Raw genomic sequence first — 18,086 nt, 5'->3', positions numbered from 1 at the left:
ATGTGAGAGTCCTCGTTTCTTTTTGATGACTCTAGTATAAAATCCAAACCTAAAAGCTAGCTTATAGATTTCTTAGAAAAGGCTTAATCTAGATGTTCTTTCTTTTCTAAGTGGAGAGCAATCATGCGCCATTCTGGGTCCTCTTTCCAACCTTCTATAGAACTAATGTAGCTGGCAACCTTCCTGGCTTCTTCTAAAATTGGAAAATCTTCGATAATATCAGCCACTTGGAACTCTGGTAGGCCTGACTGTCTGGTTCCAAAAATCTCACCCGAACCACGCATTTTCAAATCCTCCTCCGCAAGGACAAATCCATTAGTCGTTTCTGTCATGATGCGCATGCGATCCTTCCCAGAGTCCGTCTTGGGATTAGCCACAAGAACAGCATAAGACTGCTTGTCTCCCCTACCCACACGACCTCTGAGCTGGTGAAGCTGACTGAGACCGAAGCGATCGGCATCCATGATGATCATGACTGTCGCATTGGGGACATTGACTCCAACCTCAATAACAGTTGTAGATACTAGAATATCTGTTTTTCTCTCTTTGAACTCCTGCATAATCTGGTCTTTTTCATCACTCTTCATCTTACCATGTAGAAGAGCTACTTCAGCCTTGCCGGCAAAATGAGCTGTCAACTCCTCTGATAAGGCAATGGCATTTTTCAGATCCAGGGCTTCTGATTCTTCAATCAAGGGAGAGATGACGTAGGCTTGAGAACCTTTTTGAATTTCTCCCTCTAACCAAGTCAAGACCTGAGGCAGCTGCTCATGCTTAATCCAGCGAGTAACAATAGGCTTCCGCCCTGCTGGCATCTGGTCAATAATAGAAACATCCATATCACCAAAGGCTGTGATGGCCAAGGTTCGTGGAATGGGAGTCGCCGTCATCATGAGGACGTCAGGATTGTCCCCTTTTTCCCGCAAAACACGTCTTTGCCCCACACCAAAACGGTGCTGCTCATCGATGATAATCAAGCCAAGACGAGCATAATCCACCCCATCTTGTATCAAAGCATGAGTCCCAATAATAAAGTCAACCTCACCCTTGGCAATGGTCTCTAAGACTTCTCTCTTTTCTGCAGCTTTTAAGGAACCTGTCAAGAGAGCTAGTTTCAAGTCTGGAAAAAGGTTCTTCAAACTCTCAAAGTGTTGCTCTGCTAGGATTTCTGTTGGAACCATGAGAGCCGCCTGGTAGCCAGCCGTCACCGCTGCAAACATGGCTAAGCCAGCGACCACCGTCTTTCCGCTCCCTACATCTCCTTGCAGGAGACGATTCATGTGGTGGTCCGACTTCATGTCGGCCAATATTTCCCGCAAACTCTTTTCCTGAGCTTGAGTCAGGGTAAAAGGAAGAGTTTCTTTAACGGCTGTCACTTTTTCCTGAGACCAATCCAGAACCAGACCGCTTCCCTGAACTCTATTTTCAGACTTGAGTGACTGCAACTGCATTTGAAAATAAAAGAGTTCCTCAAATTTGATCCGACGAAGGGCCTGCTTGTATTCTGCTAAATCCTTAGGAAAATGCATGGCACGAACAGCCTGGCAACGGGACATGAGTTTGTATTTATCAAGTAAAGACTGGGGAAGGTTTTCCTCAATCAAGAGATCCAATCCCTGATCAAAAGCCGTTTTGATGACCTTAACTAGACTGGCCTGACTGATTCCTTGAGCCAGACGATAGACAGGCTGGAGGTCATCTTCCACCTGAGCCAGAACCTTCATCCCTGTCAGGCTGGCCTTGGCACGGTCCCATTTTCCAAAAACAGCAAGGGTTGCTCCTAACTCGATCTTATCAGCCAGATAGGGCTGGTTAAAGAAGTTCACCGCAAAAACGACTTCTCCCTGCTTGAGGCTAAAACGCAGGCGATTGCGCTTAAAACCATAATACTGGACACTAGCAGGAGTCACGACTTGACCAGACAGAACCGCCTTTTCGCCGTCTTCCAACTCTAGCACCTGCTTGGTCTTGAAATCTTCATAACGGAAAGGAAAGTAGAGCAAGAGGTCTTGCAAGTTTTCAATTCCTAGTTTGGCGTATTTCTCTGCTGACTTTGGTCCCACACCAGGTAAGACATGCAAGGGTTGGTGTAGATTCATGCTCCACTCCTTTCTTTTTAATGATATTCTCTCGGAATGCGGTCGCTGAGGAGGCAAACCACCTCATAGTTAATAGTTCCACGGTAGGCCGCTACCTGAGTAGCTGTGATTTCCTTGTCCCCATTGGTGCCGATCAGTGTTACTTTTGTTCCAAGCGGGTAAACCTTAGGCAATCGAATAGTGATTTGGTCCATCGAAACCCTGCCGACGATTGGGCAAGCTTGTCCGTCTACCAAGACGGAAAAATTTTGCATATCTCGTGTCCAACCATCCGCATAGCCGATTGGCACAGTCGCGATGATTTGCTCACTATCCGCCTGATAAGTTGCTCCATAGCCCATGCAAGCTCCAGCTAGAACTGTCTTGACATGGACTAGGGCAGATTCCAAGGTCAAGGCTGGTGTCAGGTCATAAGGCAGGTCCAAAACCTCTCCACTAGGATTGAGACCATACATAGCGTCTCCCATACGCACTGCATTGAAAATAGTCTCTGCATGCCAGAGGGTCGTTGCCGAATTGCTGGCATGAACCAGCTCTGGAACTTCCTTCATACTTGCCAAAATAGCTTTAAATCGTTCTAACTGGTTATTAAAATAGGTATCTGATTCTTCATCTGCAGTAGCAAAGTGGGTAAAAATCCCCTCAACGCGAGCACCGTGTTGCTTGAGCAAGTCTTGAGCCTGCTCAGCCTCACTGGCCTCTCGAAAACCAATCCGACCCATCCCTGAGTCAATCTTGAGGTGAACAGATAAGCCAGATAAATCAGCCCCAGTGGCAACCAATGCTCGAACCCACTCCAGTCCAGCCACAGTCAAGGTGATGTCGTATTCTTTAGCTAGGCCAATAGCTTCTATTTCAGAAACTCCTAAAATGAGGATTCGCTTGCTGAGTCTGGCTTGTCTCAGTTCAATAGCTTCATCAATATTGGAAACACAAAAACCATCGACATCATCCTGAATGGCCTTGGCAACGGCAACAGCCCCATGACCATAGGCATTGGCCTTGACCACTGCCCACTTGAGCGTTCCTTCAGGGATATGAACCCCCATTTGATGGATATTTTGTTGAATAGCTTCTAGACATATCAGAGCCTTGGTTGGTCTATGTGGACTAGCTTTCATGATTTTCCTCCAAAATGACACTGGCTGTCACAAACTGATCTGTATGGCTGATAGATAGCCAAATCTTTCCTGAAAATGGTGCCTGACTAAAATAGGGAGCCCCCCGTTCATTGTTCAAAACTTCCAAATCCTGAAAGGTCAGTTTGCCAATACCAGTTCCCATAGCCTTGGAAAAGGCCTCCTTAGCTGACCAGCGACCTGCCAAGTATTCGATCTGTCTGCGCCCTTTGAGACTGGTAAAATGCTCCATTTCTTTAGGGGTCAGCACGCGCTTAGCAAAGCCTTCACGTCGTGTAACTGCGTTTTCTATCGAAGCCAATTCTTCGATGTCAATTCCGTGTCCAACTATCATACTCATAAAAGGAGCTGAGATTCCCCCAACTCCATCCTTTTCACTTATTTTGTTAAGGTAGTATAAATTTCTTCTACCAAAGCTACTGTATTTTCCCAACCTAGACAAGGGTCAGTTATGGAGCAACCAAAGACCTCTGGTTGATTCTGGCGCCCATCTGCTAGGTAAGATTCGATCATAAAGCCTCGAACCGTCTTTTTAATCTTTTCATTCCAGTCACGATTCAGCAAGGCTTGACGAACAATGCGAACTTGTTCCATATACTGCTTGCCTGAATTGTCATGATTGGTATCGATGATAATGAAGGGATTTTCAAGCCCCATGGTCTCATAACGATTGATGGCATTTAAGAGGGTTTCATAGTAGAAGTTGGGTTCATTTTTGCCGTATTCGTTCATGGCACCACGAAGGATAACGTGGGCCAAGGGATTTCCTGAAGTTTCCACTTCTTGACCGTGGTAAAGGAAGGTTTGCTTGTTTTGAGCCGCATAGATGGCATTAAACATGACCCCAAGATTTCCAGATGTTGGATTTTTCATCCCAACCGGAGCATCAATCCCAGAGGCTACAAAGCGGTGTTCCTGGTCTTCCACTGAACGAGCCCCTACAGCATGGTAGCTGACTAGATCATCTATCAAAACGAGATTTGACGGATAAAGCATCTCATCAGCTGTCGTCAAGCCCGTCTCGGTAATCACTCGGTAGTGTAGCTGACGAACAGCCTGCAAACCATTGATGAGACTAGGCGCTTCGCTGGTATTTGGTTGATGAATCATTCCCTTATAGCCATCTCCATTGGTACGAGGTTTAGCCGTATAGACACGCATCACGATAAAGATTTTATCCGCAACTTTTTTCTGCAAGTCTGCTAAGCGACGAGCATATTCGAGTACTGCTTCTTCATTGTCAGAAGAGCAAGGCCCCATCACCAAAAGGATTCGATCATCCTCACCCGAGATGATAGCTGCTAACTCTCTATCGCGGGCTTCTTTCTTTCGCAAGGCTTCAGGTGACAACTGGGTCACAGCCTTGATTGCTTCAATATCAATTTCTTGACCTTTTTCGATAAATGCCATCTTACTCTCCTAGCGTTTGGTAAATTTCGCGAACAAGTGCTTCTGTGTTGTCCCATCCTAGACAAGGATCCGTGATAGACTTGCCAAAAACTTCTGGCTCATTTTGACGTCCATCTTCTAGATAGGACTCAATCATAAAACCACGAACATATTTCTTGATTTTCTCATTCCAGTCACGGTTAATCAAGGTCTGACGAACGATACGGATTTGATCCATGTACTGCTTGCCTGAATTATCATGATTGGTATCAATGATGATAAAGGGGTTTTCCAAGCCCATCTTTTCATACTGGGCAATGGTATCCATCAAATTGTCATAGTAGTAGTTAGGAATATTTTTCCCATATTCATTCAAGGCACCGCGAAGAATGGCGTGGGACAATGGATTCCCTGTTGTTTCCACCTCTTTACCAAGGAAAAGGAAACTCTGTTTATTTTGCGCTGCATAAATCCCGTTAAACATAACATTGAGATTTCCAGATGTTGGATTTTTAAATCCTGTCGAAAAGCCTGCTCCACTCGCTACAAAACGGTGTTGCTGGTCCTCAACTGAACGAGCCCCAACAGCCATATAAGAAATCAAATCATCCACCAGCGGAAGATTTTCAGGATAAAGCATCTCATCCGCTGTTGTCATTCCCGTCTCGGTAATTACACGATAGTGGAGCTGGCGAACAGCCTTGATCCCATTGATCAAACTAGGAGCTTCTGTCGCATTTGGCTGATGAATCAAGCCCTTATAGCCATCCCCATTGGTACGAGGTTTAGCTGTATAGACACGCATGACCATAAAAATACGGTCTTTGACCTCTTCTTGCAAAGCAGATAGACGCTTGGCATACTCGAGAACCGCCTCTTCGTTATCAGATGAACATGGTCCTATCACCAAGAGAATACGCTGGTCTTCCCCACGAATGATGGCTTCCAATTCCTGATCACGTTGATTTTTTCTCGCAAGAGCCGCTCCCTCTAATTTAGACAAGGCGCGAACTTCTTCAATGTTAATTTTAGGACTTTTAGCTTTAAATACCATGATTCATATCCTTATAAAGCAAACGGACACCAAGCAAAAAATGATTTTTACCAGGTATCCGCCTGTATCTTATCTCATATTATTGTCTCTTTCCATGACAGTTCTTGAATTTCTTACCTGATCCACATGGGCATTGGTCGTTTCGTCCGATTTGGCTCAAGTCCAAATCTTCTGGAAGACTTGCCTGCTGCGCTGCGATATTACGAGTCGCAGTTGTACTGATATTGTGTTCAGTTTGCGGACGTTCTTGTTCATGGATTTGTGCTTTCATCATCAAGCGGGTCACATCGAATTCAATCGATCCAATCATGTCGTTAAACATGCGGAAACCTTCTGCTTGATATTCTACAACTGGGTTGTTTTGAGCATATCCACGAAGACCAACAGCATTTCGCAACTGGTCAAGAGCATCGATATGGTCTGTCCACTTGTTGTCTACAACACGTAGAATCAAGACTTTTTGGAATTCTTTCACTGCATCTTCGTCACGAAGCTTAGCAACTTGGCTGTCATAGACTTTCAAGGCACGTTGGAAAAGTTCATCTTTGATAGCTTGGTCTGACAGACCTGCAAGATCTGAACGGCTAATTGAATCTTCTGGAAGCAAGTTATACTTAGCAAAGTTCAAGATTGCTTCCAATTTTTCATCTTCTTTCGAACGAGCATGTGCATCCACGATACGTCCAATGGTACGACGAATCATAGCATGGATTTCTGGTGCCAAGTCACGATCTGCAGTAATGACATCATAGCGTTGCGCATAGATGATCTCACGTTGTTCACGCATAACATCATCGTATTGAAGGACTTGTTTACGAGTGTCGTAGTTGTTTCCTTCGACACGTTTTTGAGCTGCTTCAACTTGACGCGTTAACATGCGAGATTCGATGGCTTCGTCAGACATGTTGAGACGTTCAAAGACACCTTTCAAACGTTCTGAACCGAAACGTTTCATCAAATCATCTTCAAGAGACAAGTAGAATTGTGACTCACCTGGGTCTCCTTGACGTCCTGAACGTCCACGAAGCTGATTATCAATACGGCGACTTTCGTGACGCTCTGTACCGATAACACAAAGTCCACCAAGTTCACGAACCCCTTCACCAAGCTTGATGTCGGTACCACGACCGGCCATGTTGGTTGCGATGGTAACGGCACCACGTTGACCAGCGTTCATGATGATTTGCGCTTCTCTGTAGTGGTTCTTCGCATTCAAGACTTCGTGAGGAACACCTGCTGCTACCAATTTCTTAGAAAGGAAGTCACTCGTTTCAACGGCAACTGTACCTACCAAGACCGGCTGACCTTTTTGGTAACGAGCTTTTACATCTTCAACTACAGCTTTAAATTTCGCATCAAGACTTGCATAGAGAAGGTCTGAGTGGTCGATACGTTGAATTGGACGGTTGGTTGGGATTGGGATAACACGAATGTTGTAGATTTCGCGGAATTCTTCTTCTTCTGTTTTACCAGTACCTGTCATACCTGCCAATTTCTTATACATACGGAAGAGGTTTTGGTAGGTGATAGAAGCTGAAGTCTTGGTCTCGTCTTGGATTGGCACACCTTCTTTTGCTTCAATCGCTTGGTGCAAACCATCAGAGTAACGACGACCTTCCATGGTACGACCTGTAAATTGGTCGACAATCAAGATTTCCTGCTCTTCACTAACCACATAGTCGATATCGAGAATCATGATATAGTTAGCACGGAGAGCATTGTCGATAAAGTGAGTAAGAGCTACATTTTCAATGTCGTAGAGATTTTCTAGTTTGAAGTAGCTTTCTGCCTTGTCAATACCAGAGTCTGACAAACCGATCGTCTTAGACTGAACGTCAATGATATAGTCGTCCTTGTCCAAAGATTTCACGAAGTGGTCCGCCATATGGTAGAGTTGGCTTGTTTCAACTGCATTGGCGCCTGAAACGATCAATGGTGTACGAGCTTCGTCGATCAAAATTGAGTCAACCTCATCGACCAAGGCATAATTGAGTGGACGTTGCACCATGTTTTCTGCACGAACGACCATGTTATCACGAAGGTAGTCGAAACCAATCTCTGAGTTGGTTGAGTAGGTAATATCGCAAAGGTAAGCCTCTTTTTTCTCCATTGGAGATTTAGCTGCCAAGTTAATCCCTACTGACAAACCGAGCCATGAGTACAATTCACCCATTTCAGTCGCGTCACGTTCTGTTAGGTATTCGTTGACTGTAACTACGTGAACTCCTTTACCTGCAAGGGCATTGAGGTACACTGGCATGGTCGCTGTCAAGGTCTTCCCTTCACCGGTACGCATCTCTGGAACGTCACCATGGTGAAGAACAATCCCACCCATGACCTGAACCTTATAAGGGAAAAGCCCAAGGACACGTTTTGCAGCTTCGCGAACTACCGCAAAAGCCTCATATAATAATGAATCAAGTGATTCACCCTTGTTGTAACGTTCTTTAAATTCGTCAGTCTTTGCTTTTAGTTCTTCGTCTGACATCGCAGCCATTTGGCTCTCATAGTTAAGAACCTTATCAGCCATCTTTTCCAGACGACGAAGTTCTCCTTTATCATTTTCAATAATCGTTTTTAAAATATTAGCCATGATTTTCCTTACTGTTTATTCTGAATATTTTAGAATGTTCTTTTAATTTTAGCATATTTACCATTATTTTTCAAGAAAGAATCCTTAATTTACAACGGAAAAGCCCAGCCAAAATTCAGCTTTTTTTGCATAAATCTTCTGTGGCTACCTTTTTGTTTTTTGTTCGAGATGCATGCTTGATGATCCAAGCACAACTTGGACTCAGCTCCTCCTTTTGCCAAGTTTGAAGAATCCTTTCAAACTTATCAGGGACTTCCTTATATAAATCATTTAAATTATTGGCTACGCTTTTTTGAATGGACTTGTCTCTATCATCCTTTAGATTGGTCAGAATAGTAGTGAAATCCTCAAAATAATCCAATACCACGGTTTGTCTCTTAGCCCAAGGCAGACGGATACGCATACATTCGCTGGCAAGTCTGCGAACACGCAAATTTTCATCCCGACTCCATTCTAACAGCAAAGACATTGTATCTTTAGGATAACGAGCCAGCAAGGGTCTCATGGAAAATTCTCCAGTAAATCGCTTGGTGAGTTCCTTACTAAAGGCCGCGCTCAATTCAAATTCCTTGTCTCCATATAGCTCTACATATTTGCCGATTGGCCAAAGCCAATAACCTTCTGAAAACATGCCTAAACCACCCTCTAACTCAGGACCCAAAATCTTCTCAAAAACTTTGAGAGAGTCCTGATAAGATAGGGGAAGGCAATCTTTGATACTTTTAGCCAAAAGTTCTTGACGCTGGCTAAACTCCAACTCTTCCAAGTCTTTTTCCAGCAATAAGCTAAATTTTTGTCCATCAAAGTCAAGGGACGCTTCTTGCAACCTTTGACTCAAATCCCTAGCATAAGCCAAGTCATAATAATCTTTTACTTTCTTCGCCATTTTTCAAATCCCTTAATCTTCGTTTTACGGGACTTATTATATCATACAGATAGCCCGTCAACAAAATTATTTTTATATCTCCAACTATTTTAACAAGGAAGAAAAAAGGACTAGAAACTAGTCTAGCCCTTCATTTTTCTATGTTTAATTTCCCAAGAATACAGGCAATATCCCAAAATACCAAAAGAGATTGATCCAGAAGGCCAAGCAAAAGATAATTCCAAAGATGAGAAGACTGATTTTTTTAATCAGCACGGAGTATAGGATGGATAAAACTCCAAAAACCACAAAGAGCTTTTTCATAACAAAATAATATACTGAAACTCCTCCTATTTGCCAATCCCAAGGAAGGAAAAACATGAGGAACCAGAGAAAGCAAATCGTAAGAATATATCTCTTGTAGTGCGCTTCAAGAAAGGCTTTTGTTTTCTCCATAGCAAACCTCCATTTCAGTCACTGTATCTTCCCTTTTATTATACCAAAAAAACCTGGAAACAGCTTTCCAGGTTCGGATTTGAAATCACTAGTCATGCTAGAGAAATTCCTTTATTCATAGGCTGATTCACTTTATTGACTGGATGAAGATGTTCCAAAATCGACCTTAGGAACTGTCTTGGCTTCTTCTGTTTCTTTAAAGGTTTCAGCTTCTTTAAAGTTCATCATATTCGCAAAAAGCACGGTTGGAAAACTTCTCAACTTTTGATTGTACTCGGCAGCGACTTTATTATAATCCTTGCGTGCTACAAAGATACGATTTTCACTTCCTGAGAGTTCGACCATTAGTTGCTCAACATTTTGATTGCTCTTGAGTTCTGGATAATTCTCCGTCAAGGAAATCAAGCGGGAAAGAGCAGAGCTCAATTCTCCCTGAGCTTTTTGATTTTCTTCCGAGGTTACTGAGCTACTACCGATTTTAGCTCTAGCATCCGCAATCTTGGTAAAGACTTCGGTTTCATGATTCATTTGTCCTTTAACGGACTCCACCAAGTTACCAATCAAGTCCGAACGACGTTGGAGGGCTGTTGAGACATCGGCCTGAGCCTGCTCTACTTTAGTCTGTTCACCAACCAGACCATTATAGGTCGTCACTGCGGAACAACTTCCCAGAACTAGTAGTCCAAAGAAAATCGCCACTATTGAGAGAATTACTTTATTTTGTTTCATATCAAAACCTTAACACTTTCTTTTATCAACTTTTCTGAGAAAATACTCAGATTTTAAATCAATTTCCCAAACTTTGCTTTTATTTTTAATTAAGGAGTGAACTCTTGCAAAGGAGTCACCTTACTGCATGGAGAAATCGGTTTGAACAATATATGATCACTCACCAGTCATCAGACGAACCGCCACCATCAAAACCACCGCCGTCCCAGCCACCAGATGAATCAGAACCCGAGTCAGACCAAGAGGATCCTGAATCTGATGAGTCACCGCCCCACCAGCCACCGCCAGAATCATCGCCATGTGAACCACCACCACGACCTCCAAATAGAAATCCGATAATCATCACGATGAAGTAAATGAGAATTCCAAATCCGATAACTCCATCACTCGAACTGCTTTTTCGATGCCGTCTCGAAGAACTGCTCTCACCAGCATACCTTTCAAGTTCCCTTAAGCGACTAGAGTTGGTAGTATAGCCGTAGCTACTTTTAGAACTTGAAGCACTTGTACTCGATCCACTATAGAACATGTAGTTGAGATTATTGACTATTGAGAGAACACCCTTGTTATAGTCACCATTTTTAAAGTAAGGGCGTGCTGTTGTCAAGAACCTGTGAGTCTGATAGTCCGTGATCTTACTGGCCACATTATTACTGGTTTCAATCCGTGATTTTCTATCTTGGACTGCTACCACAATCAAGACACCGTGATTGTCGCTCGAATAGCCAATCTTCCAAGCTCTAGCTGTTTCATTGGCAACTGTTTCGATTGTTTCTCCATCTAGGCTTTTCACAACGTAAACACCCATTTGGAATTTTTCTGATTTTTTACTATTGACATTATTCAATTCTCGTATCTGACTTATAGTCTCATCCGTTAAATAATGATCCGGGTCATAGATCCCGTACTCAGGTTTTTCAGGTGCTGTGAATGCTGACAAGAAGAGAAAAACCATCAACAACCCAAGCAAGCGAACCAACAAACTATGTTTAAATAATCTGCTTCTTTTCATAATAACCTCCCTGATAAAGGAAAATTGATTTAAGGAATTATAGCATTTTGATTTTTACAAAGAAAGTGCATTTTCATTACAAATAGATTACAAAAGCTAGGAAAATGATTGAATTTTGATGACAGATTTCTCCTCCAATTTGATAGCTTCTTTTCTTCCCTTTTAGATAGAAAAAAGAAGACTATAAAGCCTTCTTTTAGTTTGCTTTTGTAGAAGAACAAGCAAGACTTACTTGCGTTTTCTCGCGATCAAGTGAATCGGTGTTCCCTCAAAGACAAAGGCCTTGCGGATTTGATTTTCCAAGAAGCGAAGGTAAGAGAAGTGCATGAGTTCTTCTTCGTTGACAAAGATGACAAAGGTTGGTGGCTTGGTTGCCACTTGAGTCGCGTAGAAAATCTTAAGGCGCTTGCCTTTGTCTGTCGGTGTTGGATTGATAGCAATGGCATCCATGATGACATCGTTCAAGACAGCTGATGGAATACGGGTGTTTTGGCTTTCGCTGATTTGCTTGATCATCTCAGGCAGTTTATGGAGACGTTGCTTGGTCAAAGCGGATACAAAGACAATCGGTGCATAAGGCAGATATTGGAACTGCTCACGGATATCTTCTTCCCATTTTTTCATGGTGTGGTTATCTTTCTCAAGGGTATCCCACTTATTGACCACGATGATCATCCCTTTACCGGCTTCGTGGGCAAAACCTGCAATACGCTTGTCGTACTCACGGATACCTTCTTCGGCATTGAGGACCATCAAGACCACGTCAGAACGGTCAATGGCACGCATGGCACGCATGACAGAATATTTCTCCGTATTTTCATAGACTTTACCAGACTTACGCATACCAGCTGTATCAATCATGGTAAACTCTTGTCCATCCGTATCTGTAAAATGGGTATCAATGGCATCACGCGTTGTTCCAGCTACTGGACTAGCAATCACGCGGTCTTCTCCCAAAATAGCGTTGATCAAACTTGACTTTCCAACGTTAGGACGGCCAATCAAGCTAAATTTAATGACATCTGGATTTTCTTCTTCGACTTCATGTGGCAGATTTTCTACAATAGCATCCAACACATCTCCTGTCCCGATACCGTGGACAGATGAAATTGGCAACGGTTCACCTAAGCCTAGTGCATAGAAATCAAAGATATCATTTCGCATCTCAGGATTGTCAACCTTGTTAACTGCTAGGATAACAGGCTTATGAGTTTTATAGAGTTTGCGAGCTACGTACTCGTCCGCATCTGTAATCCCTTCTTTACCAGAAACGACAAAGACGATGACATCTGCTTCTTCCATAGCAATTTCTGCCTGGTGTTTGATTTGCTCCATAAAGGGAGCGTCGACGTCGTCAATCCCTCCAGTATCAATCATACTGAAAGAACGGTTGAGCCACTCACCCGTTGCATAGATACGGTCACGTGTCACACCCTCGACATCTTCTACGATTGAGATTCGCTCACCAGCGATTCGGTTAAAGAGGGTCGATTTCCCAACATTGGGACGCCCTACAATGGCAACAGTTGGTAAGGCCATGTTTTCTCACTTTCTACAATAACTTTTTCTGTTCTAGATTCTTCCGAGTTGAACTAGGTTCGGCTTGGCCAAACTGCTCTGCCAAACGCTGACTCCAAGAGGTTGTCGCACGCGCGCCAGCATAGTCTGCCTGTACTTGGTCATAGTCCAAAATCGCTTCAACTGGCTGTTCTCGGTATTCTTCTTCAAATACCACTTGGTTCAAAGGCAGTCTTGGTTTGACATCATGTTGTTGATTTGGCACACCAAGGGCAATCCCAAAAACGGGGTAGGTATAGTCAGGCAAATTAAAAAGCGCTGCCACTTCTTCCGACTTGTAACGGACCAAACCGATAATCACACCACCATATCCCAGACTCTCAGCCGCAAGCAAGGTATTTTGCCCAGCAAGCGCAGCGTCCACAGAGGTGATGAGAAGACCTTCAACTCCTTGGGGTTGGAAAGTGTCCGTATGAAGGCTTGCTCCCTTTTCAGCTCGGTTTAAGTCACCGACAAAAAGTAGGAAAGCAGCTGACTGGCGAATGGCTTCCTGAGGAACCAATTCATATAAGGCATCTTTCTTATCTTGGCTGCGTACAAGAATCACAGAGTAGGATTGGAAATTTTTCCAAGAAGACGCCATTTGGGCAGCAGTCAAAATCTCATCCAAGTCTGCTTGAGGAATCTCTTGTTCCTTAAAACGACGAACTGAAGTATGAGCTTTCATCAGTTTAATGGTTTCTGTCATCGGCGATTTTCTCCTTCTAGTCTTGTCTCCTCTGCCAAATAACGAATTCGTTCCATGACTCGTCTAGCTTCCCAAGTCTCATCATTTCCATTCTTTCCTTTGGCAAAATGTTTTTCCAAATCTTGGAAATTAAAGTTGGAAGTAAAGAAGGTCGGCAAATCTTCCTGCATACGATACTGGAGAATGACTTGGAGAATCTCATCACGCACCCAAGGGGTGGATTGTTCTGCTCCAATATCATCCAAAACCAAGACTTCTGCTAACTTAATCTCATCTACCAAGGTCTTCACAGATCCTTCACCGATGGCATTTTTCACATCAATGACAAAACTTGGATAATGAAGAATCGTCGTTGAAGCACCACGTTTTTCAGATAGGTCGTGAGCCAAAGCTGCCATCATGAAACTCTTACCAACACCAAAATCTCCGTAAAGATAGAGGCCTTTTCGGATGCTTGGGTAAAGGTCAACAAAGGAATAGAGTCTCTCAAAAATCGGTAACCGTCCTAGATCATCTAGGTCAATCTGAGCTAATTTCGCTTTCTTGAGACTTGCTGGTAGATTGATCAACTTAAGGCGATTCTTAATTGCCGCCTCTTTTTCAGCCGCGATTAGTTCGGGTGTTTCTTCATAAGACACATCCGCATAACCTTGATTCATGACCAAGATAGGCTTGTAGCCACGCGCTATATAGTCAGCATCCCCGCGAAGAAACTTATCCCGCTCTGTGATATATTGGTTGAACTTGGAGATGCTACGATTCAACTCCTCTTGGCTGAGGGATTCTTTCTGGATAAAAGCCGCTACATCGGGGTCCTTCATGATCTGCTGGACCAAGTCCTGATACTGGAAACGACTTGTCTGACGTTTGATTACATCACCAACACTTTCCATCTAGTCTCCTCCTTCTTCTAATCGGGCTAACATTTCTTGTTTTTTGCGTTCTAGTTCCAGGCGAGTTTCCTCACTGGTTTGATTTTTGTATTCTGGATTGCTCCACTTGGGAACATTTGTCTTAGTTGAGCTAGCTTTTGATTTTTTGTCTTCCTGGCCTTTTTGCTGACGCTCTCGAATCCGAAGTACAGCTTCTTCTGCTGTTCGAATTTTTTGGTAAGCATAGTCATTTGCGACCTTTATGGCATATTTTTCATTGACATTAGCCGAATCAACCTTGTTAAAAGTTAGAAGCAAGACGATATTGATGACTTCGTCCAACAAGCCTAAAGACGCCATCTGGTGAAGGAGTTCTCTTTCGCTCTGGGTGATGTTCCCCTTACGCGTTTGCTTGATTTCCGCTAAAAATTCTAGGGGAGTTTTATTTTTGGCTTCCCTGATAATGGTCATTTCTTTGGGGCTAAAGTCAGAAGATGCTGGCTTTTGCGCAATCTTTTCACGCATGCGTTTGACTGAAATAACCTGAGCTACCGCTGTCTCCTTAGCTAATTGGTAGGTTTCAAACCAGGTCCATTTTTTTTCATCTGCGATGGCAAACAATTCCAAAACATCTGCCTGCTCGTCTTCAAAACGCAAGCCATCTCGAGCCATCAGACGCTGGAAATGTTCCAAGTCAAAATCATTTTTTAACTTGCTTTTAGACTCGGTTGGAGTCACTTCTTCGGTCAAATTTGGAAATACTTGGCTCAAAGAAACAGAGAGTGCTTCTCCCTCACTTGGTGCCTGTTTCATAACAGAAACAGCTACATCACCAATCTTTTTCTCTAATAATCTACTATAGACAGAATGATTTAAAAAATCCTGACTAGTTAGGGGAGAATGAAGCTGCAATTCATAGGTTTCTCCCTTCTGATAAAGGGTCAACAAATCCAAAGCAGATAAAATTTTAAAGGATTGGAGCAAGGTCGGCATGCCGAAGTTTAAGTGGTTGAGGATATGGGAAAAGAGATGCTCCTTTTGCCCTCCATCCCAAAAGGTAACGGCATATAGATAGAGGCTCAGTGCCTCCTGACCGATAATCGGGAGGTAGCACTGCACCAGAGAAGAGGTATCTTGCGACACCCGATTATTCTTTAGAAAAGAAAAACGGTCATTTGGTTTCATCTATTTTTCCTTTTTCTTCTTAGAGGACTGAGTGATCTGCTGGAGCAAACTCTCCAACTCACTCACATCCTTAAAGCTACGGTAAACACTGGCAAAACGAACATAGGTAATCTCATCAAGCTCTGCCAATTCTTCCATGACTAAGGACCCAATGTATTCACTTTGGATCTCATTCTCACTGCGACTACGGAGTTTTTGTTCGATACGATTGACCACCATGTTGATTTCATCACTTGACACAGGACGCTTCTGGGCTGAGCGGATAATCCCATTAAAGATTTTATCTCTCGAAAACTGCTCTCGCGTACCGTCTTTCTTGACGACAACCAGCGTTCTTTCTTCTACTCGTTCATAGGTTGTAAAACGATGCTGACACTCGTCGCACTCACGTCTTCTGCGGATGGTATTTCCTTCTTCGGCTTGTCGACTATCAACAACACTAGACTTGGTAGCCCCACATTTTGGACAACGCATGCATTTCCCTCCTTGTCGTTTTCTTTTCATTATACCATTTTTTGAGCAATTCCCAAAACAATTCTTATTTTTACTTGACAAGTTTTTGTTTTATTGTATTATTTGATTAGAACAACAAAGACAAAGAAAGGAGACTATGATGTCCTGGTCATTTGATAATACAAAACCGATTTATTTACAGATTATGGAAAAAATCAAATTACAGATTGTTTCCCATGAACTGGAACCCAACCAACAGCTCCCTACCGTGAGAGATTTGGCGAGCGAGGCTGGGGTTAATCCTAATACCATTCAGCGCGCCTTGTCTGACCTCGAACGTGAAGGATTTGTATACAGCAAGCGGACAACTGGTCGATTTGTCACCGAGGATTTAGACCTCATCCTTCAGTCCCGCAAACAACTTTCCGAGGAGCAGCTACAACAATTCGTCTCTTGCATGCTTCAATTTGGCTACAAAAAAGAAGAACTGCCAAATGTATTAAGCGACTATATTAAAGGAGTTTAAGACTATGACACTACTAGCACTTGAAAATGTAACAAAATCATATGGAGCAACTGCGGCACTTGACAATATCTCACTAGAGGTCTCAGCCGGAAAGATTGTCGGGCTCCTTGGACCAAACGGATCCGGAAAAACAACCTTGATCAAACTGATTAATGGCCTCCTTCAACCAAATAAAGGACGTGTCCTCATTAACGGACAGGATCCAAGTCCTGCTACCAAGGCGATCGTCTCCTACCTACCTGACACAACTTATCTCAATGAAGAGATGAAGGTCAAGGATGCTCTAACCTATTTTAAAACCTTCTATCAGGATTTTAATCTCGAAAGAGCCCAACACCTGTTAGCTGATCTTGGCATTGATGAAAACAGTCGCCTCAAGAAACTATCAAAAGGGAACAAGGAAAAGGTCCAACTCATATTGGTTATGAGCCGCGAAGCTCGTCTTTATGTCCTCGATGAACCGATCGGTGGAGTGGATCCAGCTGCCCGTGATTATATCCTCAATACCATCATCAACAACTACTCACCAACATCTACGGTACTGATTTCAACCCACTTGATTTCAGATATTGAGCCAATCTTGGATGAGATTATCTTCCTCAAAGACGGAAAAGTCGTTCGCCAAGGAAATGTTGATGATATTCGTTACGAGTCAGGTGAATCAATTGACCAGCTCTTCCGCCAGGAATTTAAAGCCTAAGCAAAGGAGATTATTATGTTTTGGAATCTAGTTCGTTATGAATTTAAAAATGTCAATAAATGGTATCTGGCACTCTATGGTGCTGTACTTGCAATTTCAGTTTTGATTGGAGCTTTTATTAGCAGTCTTAGCCAGAGTTACAATCCTAACAATGCTGCTTATTTCATCTTCTTTTTAGTACTAGTCTTTGGAGGACTCAGCGTCACTCTTTGGATTGCAACAATCTTTTTAATCATCCGAAGATTCAAGGGGAGTGTTTATGACCGCCAAGGGTACTTGACCTTGACCTTGCCTGTCTCCGAGCACCAAATCATCATCGCAAAACTTTTAGGTGGTCTTGTCTGGTCCATCTTAGGCTATATCGTCTTTATCTTGAGTATATTGATTATCATCTTCTTAACACCAATTGAAAAAGACTTCACTGCCCTCTACAACTTCATTTCCCCTTATCTCAGCTACGGCTGGCTGTATGCCCTATCACTGTTTGTCGGGTCAATCGCATGGATTTTGTCCATTTACCTCTCCATCTCTATCGGGCAACTCTTTAACGAGTATCGAACAGCCATGGGGATTCTAGCCTATATCGTCATTTCAATCGTTATTGGTTATATCACTTTCTTCTTAAGAGTTGACAATGACTATAACGTGATGGTTGGTACAGAAATTCTGCGCGATCTCTTTTTATCAGCTATCTACTATCTTGGTACCTACTACATCTTGAAAAACAAGGTTAACTTGCAATAAAAAA

At 43.0% G+C, this 18,086-nt stretch carries 18 protein-coding genes; 3 read left to right on the top strand and 15 right to left on the bottom strand.

Going from position 1 to position 18,086, the window contains the following annotated elements; all coding sequences use genetic code 11:
* Positions 1-83 precede the first annotated feature (83 nt).
* The 15 genes from recG to nrdR form a co-directional block, all read right to left on the bottom strand.
* Positions 84-2,099, bottom strand: a complete 2,016-nt coding sequence (gene recG, locus SOR_RS02670; protein ID WP_001048753.1) for an ATP-dependent DNA helicase RecG — start codon at positions 2,097-2,099, stop codon at positions 84-86.
* Positions 2,100-2,116: 17 nt separating this feature from the next.
* Positions 2,117-3,220: an alanine racemase gene (alr, locus tag SOR_RS02665; RefSeq protein ID WP_000648051.1), complete on the bottom strand. Its 1,104-nt coding sequence runs from the start codon at positions 3,218-3,220 to the stop codon at positions 2,117-2,119.
* On the bottom strand, positions 3,210-3,572 hold the full coding sequence (gene acpS / locus SOR_RS02660) for a holo-ACP synthase (RefSeq protein WP_041170839.1): 363 nt from the start codon (positions 3,570-3,572) through the stop codon (positions 3,210-3,212). The genes alr and acpS overlap by 11 nt, the downstream gene beginning before the upstream one ends.
* 44 nt (positions 3,573-3,616) lie before the next feature.
* Positions 3,617-4,648 (bottom strand): 3-deoxy-7-phosphoheptulonate synthase, encoded by a 1,032-nt coding sequence (locus SOR_RS02655; RefSeq protein ID WP_000864053.1) that lies wholly within the window; start codon positions 4,646-4,648, stop codon positions 3,617-3,619.
* A 1-nt stretch (position 4,649) separates the two neighbouring features.
* Positions 4,650-5,681 carry a 3-deoxy-7-phosphoheptulonate synthase gene (locus SOR_RS02650; protein WP_000231309.1) on the bottom strand — a complete coding sequence of 344 codons (1,032 nt, stop codon included), beginning with the start codon at positions 5,679-5,681 and terminating at the stop codon, positions 4,650-4,652.
* 79 nt (positions 5,682-5,760) lie between these two features.
* Positions 5,761-8,274, bottom strand: coding sequence for a preprotein translocase subunit SecA (secA, locus tag SOR_RS02645; protein WP_001284115.1), 2,514 nt, complete (start codon positions 8,272-8,274; stop codon positions 5,761-5,763).
* A 115-nt stretch (positions 8,275-8,389) separates the two neighbouring features.
* Positions 8,390-9,160: a DNA alkylation repair protein gene (locus SOR_RS02640; protein ID WP_001085876.1), complete on the bottom strand. Its 771-nt coding sequence runs from the start codon at positions 9,158-9,160 to the stop codon at positions 8,390-8,392.
* Between the two features lie 144 nt (positions 9,161-9,304).
* Positions 9,305-9,595, bottom strand: coding sequence for a hypothetical protein (locus SOR_RS02635; RefSeq protein WP_000415952.1), 291 nt, complete (start codon positions 9,593-9,595; stop codon positions 9,305-9,307).
* Positions 9,596-9,727: 132 nt separating this feature from the next.
* Positions 9,728-10,324: a LemA family protein gene (locus SOR_RS02630; RefSeq protein ID WP_000812473.1), complete on the bottom strand. Its 597-nt coding sequence runs from the start codon at positions 10,322-10,324 to the stop codon at positions 9,728-9,730.
* 160 nt (positions 10,325-10,484) lie between these two features.
* Positions 10,485-11,336, bottom strand: a complete 852-nt coding sequence (locus SOR_RS02625) for a TPM domain-containing protein (protein WP_000830953.1) — start codon at positions 11,334-11,336, stop codon at positions 10,485-10,487.
* 228 nt (positions 11,337-11,564) lie between these two features.
* A complete protein-coding gene (gene der, locus SOR_RS02620; RefSeq protein ID WP_001207709.1) occupies positions 11,565-12,875 on the bottom strand; it encodes a ribosome biogenesis GTPase Der in 1,311 nt (436 codons plus the stop codon).
* A gap of 13 nt (positions 12,876-12,888) precedes the next feature.
* A complete protein-coding gene (locus SOR_RS02615) occupies positions 12,889-13,602 on the bottom strand; it encodes an NADPH-dependent oxidoreductase (protein ID WP_000140827.1) in 714 nt (237 codons plus the stop codon).
* Positions 13,599-14,495 carry a primosomal protein DnaI gene (gene dnaI, locus SOR_RS02610; protein WP_000446496.1) on the bottom strand — a complete coding sequence of 299 codons (897 nt, stop codon included), beginning with the start codon at positions 14,493-14,495 and terminating at the stop codon, positions 13,599-13,601. The genes SOR_RS02615 and dnaI overlap by 4 nt, the downstream gene beginning before the upstream one ends.
* On the bottom strand, positions 14,496-15,659 hold the full coding sequence (locus tag SOR_RS02605) for a DnaD domain protein (RefSeq protein ID WP_000803927.1): 1,164 nt from the start codon (positions 15,657-15,659) through the stop codon (positions 14,496-14,498). It lies immediately after the preceding gene.
* A complete protein-coding gene (nrdR, locus tag SOR_RS02600) occupies positions 15,660-16,133 on the bottom strand; it encodes a transcriptional regulator NrdR (RefSeq protein WP_001203678.1) in 474 nt (157 codons plus the stop codon).
* A 139-nt stretch (positions 16,134-16,272) separates the two neighbouring features.
* On the opposite strand from nrdR, the gene SOR_RS02595 reads away from it, so the two are divergent.
* From SOR_RS02595 to SOR_RS02585, 3 genes are read left to right on the top strand one after another with little or no spacing between them, the layout of a single operon-like run.
* Positions 16,273-16,638, top strand: a complete 366-nt coding sequence (locus tag SOR_RS02595) for a GntR family transcriptional regulator (protein ID WP_000119117.1) — start codon at positions 16,273-16,275, stop codon at positions 16,636-16,638.
* A gap of 4 nt (positions 16,639-16,642) precedes the next feature.
* Positions 16,643-17,338 (top strand): ABC transporter ATP-binding protein, encoded by a 696-nt coding sequence (locus SOR_RS02590; RefSeq protein WP_000173191.1) that lies wholly within the window; start codon positions 16,643-16,645, stop codon positions 17,336-17,338.
* A gap of 15 nt (positions 17,339-17,353) precedes the next feature.
* A complete protein-coding gene (locus SOR_RS02585; protein ID WP_000498772.1) occupies positions 17,354-18,082 on the top strand; it encodes a hypothetical protein in 729 nt (242 codons plus the stop codon).
* Positions 18,083-18,086 lie beyond the last annotated feature (4 nt).

Origin of the sequence: Streptococcus oralis Uo5 (assembly GCF_000253155.1) — a bacterium.
Lineage (GTDB): Bacteria > Bacillota > Bacilli > Lactobacillales > Streptococcaceae > Streptococcus > Streptococcus oralis_L.
This window is presented reverse-complemented; position numbering and strand designations above follow the sequence as displayed.

Coding starts and splice junctions, on each gene's coding strand:
- dnaI (WP_000446496.1), bottom strand. CDS start 14,495: ATGGAAAGTGTTGGTGATGTAATCAAACGTCAGACAAGTCGTTTCCAG.
- SOR_RS02655 (WP_000864053.1), bottom strand. CDS start 4,648: ATGGCATTTATCGAAAAAGGTCAAGAAATTGATATTGAAGCAATCAAG.
- SOR_RS02630 (WP_000812473.1), bottom strand. CDS start 10,324: ATGAAACAAAATAAAGTAATTCTCTCAATAGTGGCGATTTTCTTTGGA.
- SOR_RS02625 (WP_000830953.1), bottom strand. CDS start 11,336: ATGAAAAGAAGCAGATTATTTAAACATAGTTTGTTGGTTCGCTTGCTT.
- SOR_RS02615 (WP_000140827.1), bottom strand. CDS start 13,602: ATGACAGAAACCATTAAACTGATGAAAGCTCATACTTCAGTTCGTCGT.
- SOR_RS02590 (WP_000173191.1), top strand. CDS start 16,643: ATGACACTACTAGCACTTGAAAATGTAACAAAATCATATGGAGCAACT.
- SOR_RS02585 (WP_000498772.1), top strand. CDS start 17,354: ATGTTTTGGAATCTAGTTCGTTATGAATTTAAAAATGTCAATAAATGG.
- alr (WP_000648051.1), bottom strand. CDS start 3,220: ATGAAAGCTAGTCCACATAGACCAACCAAGGCTCTGATATGTCTAGAA.
- SOR_RS02595 (WP_000119117.1), top strand. CDS start 16,273: ATGTCCTGGTCATTTGATAATACAAAACCGATTTATTTACAGATTATG.
- SOR_RS02650 (WP_000231309.1), bottom strand. CDS start 5,681: ATGGTATTTAAAGCTAAAAGTCCTAAAATTAACATTGAAGAAGTTCGC.
- secA (WP_001284115.1), bottom strand. CDS start 8,274: ATGGCTAATATTTTAAAAACGATTATTGAAAATGATAAAGGAGAACTT.
- der (WP_001207709.1), bottom strand. CDS start 12,875: ATGGCCTTACCAACTGTTGCCATTGTAGGGCGTCCCAATGTTGGGAAA.
- recG (WP_001048753.1), bottom strand. CDS start 2,099: ATGAATCTACACCAACCCTTGCATGTCTTACCTGGTGTGGGACCAAAG.
- nrdR (WP_001203678.1), bottom strand. CDS start 16,133: ATGCGTTGTCCAAAATGTGGGGCTACCAAGTCTAGTGTTGTTGATAGT.
- SOR_RS02635 (WP_000415952.1), bottom strand. CDS start 9,595: ATGGAGAAAACAAAAGCCTTTCTTGAAGCGCACTACAAGAGATATATT.
- SOR_RS02605 (WP_000803927.1), bottom strand. CDS start 15,659: ATGAAACCAAATGACCGTTTTTCTTTTCTAAAGAATAATCGGGTGTCG.
- acpS (WP_041170839.1), bottom strand. CDS start 3,572: ATGATAGTTGGACACGGAATTGACATCGAAGAATTGGCTTCGATAGAA.
- SOR_RS02640 (WP_001085876.1), bottom strand. CDS start 9,160: ATGGCGAAGAAAGTAAAAGATTATTATGACTTGGCTTATGCTAGGGAT.